Here is a 14,643-nt window from a genome sequence, read left to right on the forward strand (position 1 = left end):
CCAAGAAAGTAAATTTTCGATTCATAAATTAAACTCTTCTCATCTAATTTTATCACAAAATGAGAATACTTTCTATATATGATTGTTGACTTAGAGCGATAAATTTAGTATACTTTCTACACATCATTATTGACTATTATTTATAAATTTAATATAATTAGAATATTGATAGTGTTTTTGTATTTTAAGGACTGGAGGGTTACATTTGAGCGAAAAAATAAAGAAAACAAATTCCGGTAAGGCCATTAACTTTGCTGAAAAGAAAAAAGCATATAATAACAAAAAATCACAGGCCGACACGCAAAAAAATGTGTACAATGATAATCGTGTAATCCAATATGATATAAACAAGATGCGTGAACAGATAAACCAACAAACTAGAAATAAGAATAGATCAAAGCTAAATAAGCTAAATTCACCTATCTGGGTAAAAGCAATTTATGCTATAGCAATAATTATGTTTGTTATTTTAATTGCTGGTAAAATAACAAATAATTTTGGTATGTCTTCTTCTAATAGCTTGCCAGATAAATTTGTAGCGCAAAGCTCTACAATATCTAGTGAAGATAGCACTAAATACGAAAAGCTACTTTCAAATTACCTCAATACTTATGTTAACTCAAATGGTGACTTAAAAGTAGTTACAACTTCTATGCATAAAAATAATAAAGTTGTATATGCAAATGGATATTTTTTATATCCAAATGAGAAATCTAAAATAAAATTTGATGCCGTACTTAAAGATGAAGATTTAAACTCTCTAATAGTAAACGGATACGAACTCACAAAAATAAAGGATAATAATTAGTTTTTTATTATTTAACTTAAGTAGAAGGTGTACCTTCTACTTTTTTTGCAATCTTTGTGCATAATAAAAAGGATCAAAGTAAAAACTTTAATCCTTCTAAACAAACACTTCTTTACTATCGAATATATGCAAAGTGTGTAGCAATCGTTCCTATTATGATCCCCAATATATTTAATATCTGACATTTCTTATAATCTTTCTTAAATACAAACAAAGTAAGTATTGATATAGCAAGTGCAGCTATTCCAAAATAAAAACCTTGTATAAGCCCTAAACTTGACTTAAGAATAGATAATAAGCCCAATATCATAACATATACAGCAACTGTGTGTCTAATAATATAATTTCTTACTCCTCTGCCATTTTTACCAACCATACAGTAAATAGCAAATAAAGATAATAATATTAAAATGATTCGTCCTGCTAATGACATCTTGGCCTCCTCATACATTTAATGTTAAATACATTTCTTATTTTTCAATATATATATGATAAATACTATCCAAGAAATTGTCAATGTTTTTTTGATTACTAACTATTCCTTGGGCCATAAATGCAGATCCGCCACCTTTAGCATCCAGTAGTTTTGAATTGTTTTTAAAATCTTTTCCCAAGTTTATATAATTATATTCTTTAGTTAAGTCCTTACTTGTTTGAAGCTTTATATCAATAAAGTCATTTGTTTTGTTTGCAAATAAAACTATTGCTCTATAATTTTCAGATATATATTTTGCAATATCTGCTACTAGCCAACTTTTTTCATCATCAAATATTTTATATACAATATATATATTATCTTCATTCACTTTACTTGCATTTATAATTTTATTTGATAATAATTCTATATATTTTAGACTTGAATACTTATTTTTTTCATATAGCTCATCTTTTTTCTTATTCAAATTATCTATTGCATTTTCAATATTATTTTCATCACAATTAAAGCTATTTAATACTCTCTCAAAAACTCTTTCTCTATTTAAAACATATTCTATAGCCCTTTTACCTGCAAGATACTCAAACCTTGTTGCACCCTTATGCTTATAGTATCTTTTTATCTTTATCATAGAAAGATCTCTAGTATTATAACAATGAACACCACAGCAAGCATTGATATCTAAGTTTGGAATTTCCAACACTCTTATATCTTCCGCTGATTTCGGCAATGGTCTTCTTGTAATATTTTTGTCTTTTAAATCATCATCCATAATATAGTTTTTTATATCTATTCCCTCTTGAATAATCTCATTGGCATAGTCTTCTATATCCTGCACCATTTCATCCGTAAATTCACCTTCAATATCTAATTGAGAAAAATCTTTCCCTATATGAAGTCCTTTTGTGTTTCTATTAAAGTTTTTAAAGAAACATCCTGACAAGATATGTTGAGCAGTATGTTGTTGCATCCCATCTTCTCGCCTACTCCAGTCTAGCATACATTTTACTGGTTGATTTATATCAATATTTTTAGTATCTTCTGGAAATATTACTATCCCTAATTTTAAATCCTCTAAAACATCTATTAGCTTTATCTCAATTCTATTATTTTCTTTATCTACTCCTATTATATATCCAGAGTCTGAAATCTGACCCCCGCCACCTGGGAAAAATATATTCTCCTCAAGCAAAAAAGCCTTCTTACCTTCATAATCAATTATTTCTTTTATTCGGGTTTCCACTTCCTTTAGATTTCTTTCTCGATAATATAAATTTTCCATAAATAAAATAACCACCCTTCTAAATAGTACTTTATTACAAAAAGAGTTGTTTTATAAAAATTATTTTATAAATGATTTAAACTCTTCATACCCTTCTTCTTCCATTTTATCATATGGTATGAACTTTAGGGAGGCTGAATTTATACAATATCTATTTCCACCCTTCTCTTCAGGAGCGTCATCAAATACATGACCTAGATGGCTATTAGCATTTACGCTTCTAACTTCTGTTCTTAGCATTCCAAAAGAATAATCAGTTCTATTATACACTGCAGTATCTTTTATTGGTCTATAAAAGGCTGGCCAACCACATTGAGAATCATATTTATCAGATGAAGAAAACAGTGGTGTTCCGTCTACTATATCTACATATATGCCTTTTTCAAAATGGTCGTAGTACTCATTTTCAAAAGGAACCTCTGTCATATCGTTTTGAGTAACCTCAAACTGTATGTTTGTAAGCTTTGCCATCAACTCATTTCTGTTTACATTTCTTCTATCCCAATTACTTTTAAGGAAGTTGTATCTACCTGAGTTTTTATAATAATTATTATAATGGGTAGAATTTTTCTTATAGTAATCCTGATGATATTCTTCTGCAGGATAAAAAGTCCCTGCTTCTAATATTTCAGTTTCTATTTTTTCTTTAAAGTTACGACTTTCTTCAAGCTTTTTCTTTGATTCCAATGCTATATTTTTCTGTTCCTCATCATTATAGAAGATAGCTGTCTTATACTGAGGGCCTCTATCTGCAAACTGACCTTGGCTATCGTATGGATTTACTTGCTTCCAATAAATATTTAGTAGTTCTTCATATGAAATTTTCTCATCATCAAAGTGTATCTCTATAGCCTCAAAATGTCCGGTAGTACCGCTAGAAACCTCCTTGTAAGTAGGATTAATAGTATCTCCACCAATATATCCACTAACTACCTTTTCAACGCCATCATACGCTGTAAATGGCTTTACCATACACCAAAAACAGCCTCCAGCAAATGTTGCTAATTTCTTCATGACAATTCCCCTTTCTTTTTTTAAATAAAAATAAACTTTTATTATTTATATTATGCCCAAAAAATTATATTTATAAACAATATTAGCAAAATGCTATCATATAACTATCAATTAAAAATACTTCTTTTCTTAAATATTTGGGAATCTAGGCTAAATAATGATATAATTATATAAATTAATGTCTAAGTATCCAAAAAATATATTGCTATATTATTATTTAAAAAAGTTAAGTAGGTGAATTTTATGAACAAAAATTATTTTAAGTGTGAAGAATTTTCTTCACATATAGACTCTAATGTCGCAGTTAAATATATCCATAATCTGAAAAATATCAAACTATTTGAAGGTTTTTCAGAAGAGAGTTTAATGTTATTTCTAAGTTCAATCAAAAGTAAATTATTAAAACTTAAAAAGGGAGATATTGTTTTTAATGAAGGGGAAAATTTTTCTAGCTTATGTGTATTGCTAGAGGGAGAAATCTTGCTTACTAACAGTGATGAATTTGGGAATAGAAATATCATAGATGTTATAAAAGAAAATCAAATGTTTGCAGAGGTTTTTTCTTTTACAAGTAGGAAAGAAAGTCCTGTTACTGCTCAGGCAAATTCAAACTCTACTATTTTTCTAATAGATACAGCTGAGCTTATTTCAATAGGAAATGATGACCAAAATTTAGTAGACAAACATATTATAATATCTAACCTTTTAAATATTTTTGCTGATAAAAATCTAATCTTATTGTCTAAAATTGAAGTTCTATCAAGAAGAAATATCAGAAAAAAAATCATGCATTTTTTGGAAGGTCAAAAAGAGAAATCTGGCAAAAGTATTTTCGAAATACCTTATTCCAGAAAAGATATGGCAGATTTTTTGGGAGTTGATAGAAGTGCCTTATCTAGAGAGCTTAGCAGACTAAAAGAAGAAAAGATAATAGATTACGACAAGAATTCTTTCAAAATATTATAGTTTTTTATAACGTTTTGAAAGCAAAGATTGTATTATATCATAAATAAGTTATGCTTATAATCTATTTTTTTATTCAAGATAGCAAGAGAACTCTTATTTATTATAAAGACTCTACCTGTCTAAGCGATATTGTCGGTAGTTTCGATTTAGTTACACTATAGTCCATTTAATCGGATTTGATAAACTTATTTAAGTATTAAATTTTATAGGTTAATATTATTTTTAAAATAAATTCCATATACTCTTACATATTAAAACATAAAAATTTATAAAAAAGAACTATTAGCTAGCTAATAGTTCTTTTTTTCTTATTTTTTATATTTTAATCTTTCTTATTTTTTATTTATATTTTTCCTTAGATATAGGTAACCCCTTCTTTTTAAGCCTATTATCAATGGATTCTCCTATAATTGTATAAATAATCGCAAATAGTGGTACTCTGATTACCATACCTATTATACCAAAGAATTTTCCAGCCAATAAAAGTGAAAATAGTATCCAAAATGAAGATATGCCTATTGAATCTCCTAATATTTTAGGACCTATTATATTTCCATCAATTTGCTGTATTATTAATATAATAAAGGCAAGCCATAAAGCTTTTATAGGATCTACTAATAAAACAATAATTATTGAAGGTATTGCCCCAATAAATGGTCCAAAGAAAGGAACAATGTTTGTCAGCCCTATTATAAAGGTTATTAAAATCTTATAAGGCATTGCTGCTATTGAAAGTGTTACAAAAGTAATAAAAGCAATTATGCAAGAATCTATTATTTTACCAATTATAAACTTACCAAATATTTGATTCGAAAGACGTGTTATATACAACATTCTATTTCTAACCTTGATAGGAAATATAGCTGATATAAACTTCTTGCAAATTGCAAAGAAACTCTCTTTATCCGCTAGTATATATATGGAAATTATCAAACCTAATACAGAATTCCACACACTTTTTATTACATTAAGGAATAAATTTGCAAGATATGGCATTAAGTTAGTGGCAAACTCCACCGCCTTTTTCCCAATCTCATTTACTCTAGAGTTAAATAGGTGTTTAGATTCAGCTGATAGGTTAAGTCCTTCTACCAACTTATTCGTATAAGCATATAGTTGATCCATTATACTTGGAAAATCTGTCAAAAGTTTGGATAAGCTATCTGCAACCTGTGGAAGTACAAACTTAAAAAACAAAGCAATTATTACTAATACTGTGAAATAAGTCATCACTAGAGATAACGCTCTTTTTTGTTTAAGTTTTAAGTCCCTTTTGGCAATTTTTTTAATCACCTTCTCTTCATAAAAATTTAAAACAAAGTTAAATACATATGCAAGAGAAAAGCCTAGTATAAATGGTTTTAATATAGCAAAAAATGTATTTGTTAGTTCACTTAATCTTGAAAATTTTGTAACACTCAAGTAAAATGTTATACTCAAAAATATTACAATAAGAGAGTATACAGCAATTGTTGTATATTTCTTGTTCCAATCAACTTTCATTAATTTGCGCCCTCCAACTCCTCATATTGAGAGTCATAAAGATTCTTGTAAAAACCACCTTTTTCCATTAATTCATGGTGATTTCCTTGTTCTACTATGTCCCCTTCATTTAATACAAGGATTAAATCTGCATTTCTTATAGTTGAAAGTCTATGAGCTATTATAAAGCTTGTTCTATCCTCTATAAGATTATCCATAGCCTTTTGTATCAACTCTTCTGTTCTAGTATCTACTGAACTAGTCGCTTCATCTAATATCAGTATCTTAGGATTAGAAAGTATGGCCCTTGCTATTGTTAATAACTGCTTTTGTCCCTGTGAAATATTTTTTGTATCTTCACTTAAAACTGTTTCATATCCATCTTGCTGAGTAAGAATAAATCTATCAGCATAGGCAGCCCTTGCGGCTTTGTATACTTCTTCATCAGTAGCATCTAGCTTACCATATCTCAAGTTCTCCATTATAGTTCCATTAAATAACCATGTGTCTTGAAGAACCATTGCAAAATTACTTCTATAGTAGTCTACATTTAACTTTGAGATATCTCTTCCATCAAGTGTAATTTTTCCACTATTTGGTTCATAAAATCTCATCAATAGTTTTACTAAAGTTGTTTTTCCTGCCCCAGTTGGACCTACTATTGCTATTTTACTGCCTGGCTTAACATCTAAGCTAAAATCATTTATTATAATTTTGTCTTCTTCATAGCCAAACTTTATATTTTCAAACTTAATGCGACCCTCAAACTCGTCTTCAGATATAATTTCGCTCTGAGATAAATCTACTTCTTCTTCATCTAAAAATTCGAAAATTCTATCTGCAGCCGCCACTGTTGATTGCAATAGGTTCATTATCTGGGCTATCTGATTTAAAGGTTGAGTGAATGATCTCATATACTGGATAAAGGCCTGTATATCACCAACTGTAATCTTGCCCATAATGGCCATATATCCACCCAAGATAGATATTATAACATATCCCAAATTACCTATAAACATCATAATCGGCATCATTATACTAGATAAAAATTGTGACTTCCATCCAGTTGTATAAAGTTTTGTATTTATAGAACTAAATTCTAACTCTTCAAATCTTTCTCCATTATAACCTCTTATTACACTTTGACCTGCAAAACTTTCTTCTATTCGTCCATTTATTTTTCCTAAATATTTTTGCTGCATTTTGAAGTATACTTGTGATTTTCTTATAACAAATGTCAAAAGAATCATAGTAAGAGGTAATATTACCAATGCAGCCAAAGTCATCCATATATTTATAGACAACATCATTATAAATACACCTATTATAGTAATTATTGAAGTTACTACCTGCATCAAACTTTGATTAAGCGTTTGACTTAGTGTATCTACATCATTTGTGACTCTAGATATTATGTCTCCCCTGCTATTGTTGTCATAGTAAGACAGCGGAAGTTTATTGAATTTCTCAGATATTTCTTTTCTCAAATTATAAGATACTCTCTGAGAAACTCCACTCATTATGTATGACTGTATGTATGAAAATGCTGAGCTTAAGCTATACAATAATACTAATATCAACACTATCTTTAATACTTTTGAAAAATCAATACCATTTTGTGGATTAGATATCTTTCTTATTACACCATTAAATATCTCTGTTGTCGCTTGACCCATTATTTTAGGGCCAACTATTAAAAATATGGTTGACAGAATTGCAAATACAAATACTATTGCTATATTTTTGTAATCACCCTTCATATATTTCAAAAGTCTTTTTATACTCTTTGAAAAATCTTTATTAGAAGAATTTTTATTTTTATTATTTGCTTTCATGATTCAATTCCTCCTCTGTCAACTGGGATTTTGCTATTTCGTAGTAAACATCACACTTTTGAAGAAGCTCATCATGAGTCCCCTTGCCCACAATTTTACCATCTTCAAGTACCACGATTTCATCTGCATCTATTATTGTATTAATTCTTTGTGCAACTATAATCAAGGTTTTATCCGACAAGTTATTTTTAAGTGCATTTCTTAAATTTCTATCCGTTTTAGAATCTAGTGCTGAGAAACTGTCATCAAATACTATAATTTCAGAATCTCTAGCTATAGCCCTTGCTATAGAAAGTCTTTGCTTTTGACCTCCAGATAGGTTTGCTCCACCTTGAGATATTTCACTTTCAAAGCCATCCTCCTTACCCTCTACAAAGTCCATTGCTTGGGCAATTTCAGCTGCCATCTTCATATTTTTATTGTTTCTAATAGCTTTTCCATATTCTATATTAGAAGCTATTGTACCAGAAAATATGACAGACTTTTGAGCAACTACAGATACTTTTTCTCTCAGTGTCTTCATAGGAATTTCTCTTATATCAACACCATTTAGCTTTACACTACCTTCTGTTGCATCCAAGAATCTAGGAATCATATTAACTATTGTTGTTTTTCCAGATCCAGTAGAACCAATTATAGCAGTTGTCTTTCCTTTTGAAGCTTCAAAGTTTATATTTTCAATTACGTTTTCTGGTGCACCATCATATTTGAAAGAAACATTATCAAATTCTATCCTTCCTTCTTCATTGAACTTTGTGACCGTACCATTATCCTTAATTGCTATATCACTAGTTACTACCTCTTCAATTCTGTTTGCACTTATCATAGCTCTAGGTAATATTATAGACATCATTGAGATAAATAAAAATGCCATTATTATCTGTATAGCATACTGAATAAATGCCATCATATCTCCTACTTGAATATTTCCTGCCTCTATGCTCTTAGCTCCTACCCATACAATTAGTAAAGTGGCTCCATTCATAACCAACATCATTATAGGTTGCATAAAAGACATCAATCTACTTATAAATAAAGTTGTGTCTGTCAACTCTTTATTTACATCATCAAACTTATCTAATTCGTATTTATTGGTTCTAAAAACTCTATTGACTTCTATTCCCGATATAAATTCTCTAGTAACAAGGTTTAATTTATCCACAATCTTTTGTATAGCCTTAAACTTTGGTAGAGCTTGTCTCATTATTAGGAATATAAATACTAAAGTAGCAGCTATGGCAAGTACGATTATCCATACCATTGAAACATCTAGCTTAAATACCTTGAAAAATGCTCCTATTGCCATTATTGGACCGTAAAATAGAAATCTTAAGCCCATGACTGATGACTGTTGTATTTGTTGAATATCATTTGTACATCTAGATATCAATGAAGCTATTGAGAATTTCCCCATTTCATGATTTGAAAAAGAAAGCACCTTATCAAATGAATCTTGCCTCAAATCTTTTGAGACTTTCGATGATACTCTTGCAGATATAAGACTGACTACTATTGATAGTAATCCCGTAGCCAACGCTATTAACAACATAACTATACCATTTTTCCATAGATAGTTTTTCTGCATTTTGTTAATGTCTATTCCATTCTTTTTATAAATAGTAGACACACCCTTTACACCTATCTGCTTTTTCATAAAATCGGGAACTTTTTCCTTACTCATGGCACTCCACTGACTTTTTTTATCAGTCGCCATACTGTTATTCATATACTCTGCGTACTTTACAAAAGCATTATTCATATGTAATTCCAACGCTTTAGTATCAACATTTTTTTTCAAAAGATAATAGTTAATATTATACTTATCTGTGTTTACTAATTTTGAGTTTGGATTATCCTTCTTTATATTCTGATTTTTTGAATCTTTGGACTTTGGAATCCATAATTCGTATGACTTAGCTATAGAACTTTTGTCTTTTTGATCAGAAAGTGATAGCAACACGCCATAGGTATTCTCATCTATTACCTTTGGAATCGAATCCTTGATACCATCTTGCTGTATACCTACGTTTACTATATCTGAAGTGTATTGTGGAAGTAAAAGCTCGAATTGAACCTGTGCTCCTAACACTGCAATTAATAGTAAGATAGAAAGTATGTGTTTCTTAAAATATGACAATATCGTCTTCATTTTTTCTTCCTTTCTTAAAAAATTTCTTATTTTTAATTATAACACTTAAAAGGCTTTTTCCCAAATAAAGTTTGCAAAAATATTGAAATTAAAAAGAGGCTCCTAGGAACCTCTTTAAGTAAAATAAACACTTAAATCATATATTATAAAAACAATATACATTTCCCATTCAAGTATTTTATTCTTTTAGTCAACTTTCTTTAATTTTTAAATCATTAACTGATTTTTTAAATTATTTTTCTTTATTTATATCTAATATGTCCTTGTACTTATCTGTTAAAGCTTCCATCTTATTTATAAAAGCTTCATTTTGCTTCTGGTACATTATAGCCTTTTCTACTTCTTCTTTAACTTCTTCGTATTCAGCCTGAGCCGCTTCGCTATGATCTTCTACTAGTATTAAGTGGTATCCAAACTGAGTCTTTACTGGAGAAGAAAGCTTGCCTACTGGAAGCTCAAATGCTATTTCTTCAAATTCTGGAACCATCTGTCCTCTAGCAAAAGTTCCAAGTTCTCCACCGTTCATGTTTGATGGACAAGTTGAATATTCAACAGCTGCATCTTCAAAAGATATTTCCTTCTTGTTTATCTTCTTTTCCACATCACTAGCTATTTCTTCGCTTTCAACTAGTATATGCTTAGCTGTTATAGATTCAGGATTCACGAACTGTTCCTTATTTTCTTCATAATACTTAAGCATTTCATCATCATTAGCTGATACTGATGATAGGCAAGCGTTTATAGCATACTGCTTTAACATGTTTGCCTTTATTAATTCCATTTCCTTAACGAAGTTTTCATCTTCATCAAGCTTGTTATCAATAGCATCTAAATAGAAAAGTTCCTGATTTATCAAGTCAGCTAAAACTCTCTTTCTTCCTTCTTCGCTATCGAACTGTTGTCTTTGAAATTGGTCTAAACTGTTTATTGCAGCTTCTACATCAGCGGCTGTTATTTCTTTGTCGCCTATTTTTGCTAAATAATTTAATTCTGTCATAATTATATTCCTCCGTTAATTTCCCTAATTATCTTACCATTCAATGATAACATTTTTTATATACTATGTCTACAATATGTATTTTTTTGTTTTGTTTATTATTATTTTATTCTAAATTATTCGATATTAAAAAAGATTATAATCTATTTTAATACTTTCTAGTATCTAATATCTATTTTTTAGACCAAAGTCCTGTTATATATAGCAGATATAAATATCTTAAGTAGATAACTTGACTCATCTTTTTTAAATGATATTCTTTATAATTTTTTATAAAAATACATATATTTTCATAAATTAATAATCTAATAAAAATATGTTAGAATAAGGATCAATGCACCAGCAAGTATCCCTACAACACCTATATCATTATATTCTCTTTTTATTAATTTCCAAGATACTGCTATTAAAACAATACACATTATTATTTGGGCATATAGTAGCATTATGTTTGTCTTGAATATCATAAAACTGGATAATGTTATCAAATATGTAATAGACATTGAAAGGGCAAATAAAAAGTATCTCTTTGACTCAATCTTTTTTCTAAGATACCATATAATAAGTAGTACTATAAATAAGTTGTCAACTGCTAAATATATATAAAAAAGTATATAATTATAATTTTCTATAGTTATTACAATCCATTTGTACCAGTAAATCGGCCAAAATAATAAGCTGATAAATCTAAAATATAATTCCATAAATGTAAGTTTTTTAATTTTAGATAGCAAATATATCCCTCCAATCTATTTTTTGTTGTATAATAAAGATATAAGCTCTTTTTAATTATACCAAAGATGAGCACAATTTTAAATCTTTAGATTATACCCTTTAATTTTATTTCAATATATGTTAAAATGATAAGGTATTTTTATAAACATTATAAACAGAAACGGAGGCTTGGACATGGGCATAAAAGATAGATTTGCTGAGCAATATGCTAGGCAAAAGACTATGACTGGACCTGAAAAAAAGGCTAACGATATAATCGGTAAGCTTATGTTAAAAAAGGCTATCATACCTATAATTATTGCAATCGCTGTAGTAATACTTGGAGTAGTTGTAAAGATACCTTGGTGGGGAGTACTTATTATAGAAGTACTTGTTGCTGTGGGTACATTCTTCTACCTTAAAAAGGTAGGTGCAAAATACAATAATTTCATCCCCTATGTAGGTAATTTGATTACCTTAGAAAAAAAGGGCAAGGATGAATATGTAGCTTTGATAAAACAGGGAAAGAAACCTGTAAAGCTTGATATTAAATACGGCGGTGAAGATTTAGAAAGAGTAAAAAGAAACTCACTTGTACAGATAACATATAACCCAGATGCAAAAATTGCAGTTTTGGTGACAAAAAATAATATCAAGAAGTAAAAAAAGGTAGCTTAGCTACCTTTTTTATTTTAATTTAATTTTTAAATATAATAACTACGGTCATATAACTATAATCTATACTTTACATATCATTTCAATTATATATTTTTCAATATTTATATATAAAATTCATATACATATATAAGAATACAGTATCTATAGCTCCCAATTTTTCCCTGATATTGACTAATAAAAGTACAACACCTAATCCTTTTAAATAGGTGTTGTACTTTTACTCTATAAATCAAACATCTCCTTGCTTGATTCTTCTTGCATTTCCTCTTCCTTTAATCTTTTATGGGCGTAAGATATTACATCTCTTCTCTTTATTATCCCTATAAATATATTCGCATCATCTATTACAGGCACAAAATTTTGGCTTATCAAGATATGAAACAAATCCACGACATTTGCATCTACCTTCACTGTTTCATTTGTAAGCCTTCTTGGTATATCCATTATATTAGTATTTTCTAGAAGATTTCCATCAAAAGATTTTTTATCATTCAAATACCACAACAAGTCACCTTCTTTTACAGTGCCTAAGTAATTTCCATATTCATTTACTATAGGAACTGAAGAAAATTTATGTTGCTCTAACGTTTCTAACACTTGCTTTAAGTTATCTTTGTCACATACACTTACTACTTCTGCCTTTGGTGTTAAAAAGAATAAGATATTCATTTCATTATCTCCTTACCTTTATTTTATCTACTATAAGTATATCACATTATGAATTTTCTTTCATCATATTTCGAAATAATAGTTAATAAAATATCAATATTAAGCAAGAAGAAAGGCTAACCATTTGGTCAGCCTTTCGCACTGTAATCACGATAAAAATTTAATAACTATTTAATCTATCTATATGTTAAAATTAAACTGTCTAAATTATTATATTCTTGATACGTTTGCAGCCTGAGGTCCCTTTGCACCATCAACGATTTCAAATTCAACCTTCTGACCTTCTTCTAGAGACTTGTATCCGTCTGCCTCTATTGCTGAGAAATGTACAAATATATCATTTTCTCCATCTACTGATATAAATCCAAATCCCTTTTCATTGTTAAACCACTTTACTACTCCGACTTTCATTAAATATCCTCCTACATAACGGACTACTGAATTTTGTTGTAATCCATTTCTATCATACAATAACACACTTATGAAAATTAGTCAATAATTTTCTATAAAACATTTACACTTTTATGTTTTATTTACAATGTTATCGTATCTTTATTATAGCACAGTCTTTTATAAAATACCACAATAATATTAAAAAAAAATATTTAAAATGATTTTATTAGAAACATCTTATTAGACATTAGTTCACTAATACTATAATTAAATTACTTTTTTCACTCATACTATTATAATCAAAGAGTTTTATCTTCTTTGTAAATATGAAAAAGTGTGATATTATATATACAGAATTAACAATCGGAGGCAAATCAAATGAAAAATACGCAAAAAAAAATAGCATGTGTAAATGATATTTCAGGTGTAGGAAAATGTTCCTTAACCGTAGCTTTACCTATTATATCAGCCTTAAAATGCCAATGCTGCCCTCTGCCTACATCAGTGCTATCAAGTCAAACAGGTTATCCAAAGTATACCTTTACTGATCTAACTGACTCTATGCAGAGCTATATTGATGTATGGCATGATCTTGGTCAAAAATTTGATACAATATATAGTGGATTCTTGGGATCTACTGAACAAATTAAAATAGTTGAAAATTTGATAAATTTAAATAAAAACTCCTTTGTAATTGTGGATCCTGTCCTTGCAGATTTAGGGGTGCTATTCCCAATTTTCGATGATAATCATGTGAAAGAAATGAAAAAATTGGTATCTATGGCAGATTTGATTACTCCTAATATAACAGAGGCAAATCTCCTAGCAGATAGAAAATCAGATTCATTTGATTATAATGACGAAGAACTTCTTCAACTTTGCAGAGATCTATCAAAATTAGGTCCTCAATCTGTTATAATAACAGGTTTTGAGAGCAACGGTTGTATTATGAACATATGTTATGATTCATCAAAAGATAAAATTACAAAAATTGGCAATAAATATAATAAACTTAGTTTTAGTGGAACCGGTGATATATTTACCTCAATAGTAACAGCTATGGTAAGTAGATCATTTGATATCAATGAAAGCGTGCAGTGTGCTACAAATTTTATTTATGATGCCGTAAACTACACAGTGGAAGATGGAGATTTTGATAGAAATGACGGTATATGTTTCGAAAGTTTCTTACATAGACTAACTTCTATATAAATGGTACT

At 29.0% G+C, this 14,643-nt stretch carries 14 protein-coding genes; 4 read left to right on the plus strand and 10 right to left on the minus strand.

Translation table 11 applies throughout. The features are described from left to right. Positions 1-205 precede the first annotated feature (205 nt). On the plus strand, positions 206-808 hold the full coding sequence (locus UF10_RS04760; protein WP_106776667.1) for a hypothetical protein: 603 nt from the start codon (positions 206-208) through the stop codon (positions 806-808). A 115-nt stretch (positions 809-923) separates the two neighbouring features. Here UF10_RS04760 and UF10_RS04765 read toward each other — a convergent pair whose 3' ends face one another. The 3 genes from UF10_RS04765 to msrB are packed head-to-tail and all read right to left on the minus strand — an operon-like array spanning position 924 to position 3,540. Then, complete coding sequence (locus UF10_RS04765; protein WP_106776668.1) at positions 924-1,241, minus strand: hypothetical protein; 318 nt, start codon at positions 1,239-1,241, stop codon at positions 924-926. A 37-nt stretch (positions 1,242-1,278) separates the two neighbouring features. Next, on the minus strand, positions 1,279-2,526 hold the full coding sequence (locus UF10_RS04770) for an alanyl-tRNA editing protein (RefSeq protein ID WP_106776669.1): 1,248 nt from the start codon (positions 2,524-2,526) through the stop codon (positions 1,279-1,281). 60 nt (positions 2,527-2,586) lie between these two features. Then, a complete protein-coding gene (gene msrB / locus UF10_RS04775; protein WP_106776670.1) occupies positions 2,587-3,540 on the minus strand; it encodes a peptide-methionine (R)-S-oxide reductase MsrB in 954 nt (317 codons plus the stop codon). A 243-nt stretch (positions 3,541-3,783) separates the two neighbouring features. Here msrB and UF10_RS04780 point away from each other — a divergent pair, with 243 nt between their 5' ends. Further along, positions 3,784-4,506, plus strand: a complete 723-nt coding sequence (locus UF10_RS04780) for a Crp/Fnr family transcriptional regulator (protein ID WP_106776671.1) — start codon at positions 3,784-3,786, stop codon at positions 4,504-4,506. 339 nt (positions 4,507-4,845) lie between these two features. Here UF10_RS04780 and UF10_RS04785 read toward each other — a convergent pair whose 3' ends face one another. The 5 genes from UF10_RS04785 to UF10_RS09350 all read right to left on the minus strand — a co-directional run bounded on the left by UF10_RS04785 (position 4,846) and on the right by UF10_RS09350 (position 11,472). Beyond that, the gene (locus UF10_RS04785) at positions 4,846-6,009 is read right to left on the minus strand and encodes an AI-2E family transporter (protein WP_106776672.1); all 1,164 of its coding nucleotides are present in this window, start codon (positions 6,007-6,009) and stop codon (positions 4,846-4,848) included. Continuing rightward, positions 6,009-7,823 (minus strand): ABC transporter ATP-binding protein, encoded by a 1,815-nt coding sequence (locus tag UF10_RS04790; protein WP_106776673.1) that lies wholly within the window; start codon positions 7,821-7,823, stop codon positions 6,009-6,011. Before UF10_RS04790 ends, UF10_RS04785 begins: the two co-directional genes overlap by 1 nt. Then, on the minus strand, positions 7,810-9,972 hold the full coding sequence (locus tag UF10_RS04795; protein WP_106776674.1) for an ABC transporter ATP-binding protein: 2,163 nt from the start codon (positions 9,970-9,972) through the stop codon (positions 7,810-7,812). The genes UF10_RS04790 and UF10_RS04795 overlap by 14 nt, the downstream gene beginning before the upstream one ends. A gap of 232 nt (positions 9,973-10,204) precedes the next feature. Continuing rightward, positions 10,205-10,969, minus strand: coding sequence for a peptidylprolyl isomerase (locus UF10_RS04800; protein WP_106776675.1), 765 nt, complete (start codon positions 10,967-10,969; stop codon positions 10,205-10,207). A gap of 305 nt (positions 10,970-11,274) precedes the next feature. After that, positions 11,275-11,472: a hypothetical protein gene (locus UF10_RS09350; RefSeq protein WP_242969046.1), complete on the minus strand. Its 198-nt coding sequence runs from the start codon at positions 11,470-11,472 to the stop codon at positions 11,275-11,277. Positions 11,473-11,878: 406 nt separating this feature from the next. Between UF10_RS09350 and UF10_RS04810 the strand changes: the two genes are divergently transcribed. After that, complete coding sequence (locus UF10_RS04810; protein ID WP_106776677.1) at positions 11,879-12,346, plus strand: hypothetical protein; 468 nt, start codon at positions 11,879-11,881, stop codon at positions 12,344-12,346. A gap of 237 nt (positions 12,347-12,583) precedes the next feature. Here UF10_RS04810 and UF10_RS04815 read toward each other — a convergent pair whose 3' ends face one another. Beyond that, positions 12,584-13,030 carry a CBS domain-containing protein gene (locus tag UF10_RS04815; protein ID WP_106776678.1) on the minus strand — a complete coding sequence of 149 codons (447 nt, stop codon included), beginning with the start codon at positions 13,028-13,030 and terminating at the stop codon, positions 12,584-12,586. A gap of 210 nt (positions 13,031-13,240) precedes the next feature. Then, positions 13,241-13,441 carry a cold-shock protein gene (locus UF10_RS04820; RefSeq protein ID WP_106776679.1) on the minus strand — a complete coding sequence of 67 codons (201 nt, stop codon included), beginning with the start codon at positions 13,439-13,441 and terminating at the stop codon, positions 13,241-13,243. 360 nt (positions 13,442-13,801) lie between these two features. Here UF10_RS04820 and UF10_RS04825 point away from each other — a divergent pair, with 360 nt between their 5' ends. Next, positions 13,802-14,635, plus strand: coding sequence for a pyridoxamine kinase (locus UF10_RS04825; protein WP_106776680.1), 834 nt, complete (start codon positions 13,802-13,804; stop codon positions 14,633-14,635). Positions 14,636-14,643: the final 8 nt, after the last annotated feature.

Origin of the sequence: Peptostreptococcus russellii (genome assembly GCF_003012055.1) — a bacterium.
GTDB classification, from domain to species: domain Bacteria; phylum Bacillota; class Clostridia; order Peptostreptococcales; family Peptostreptococcaceae; genus Peptostreptococcus; species Peptostreptococcus russellii.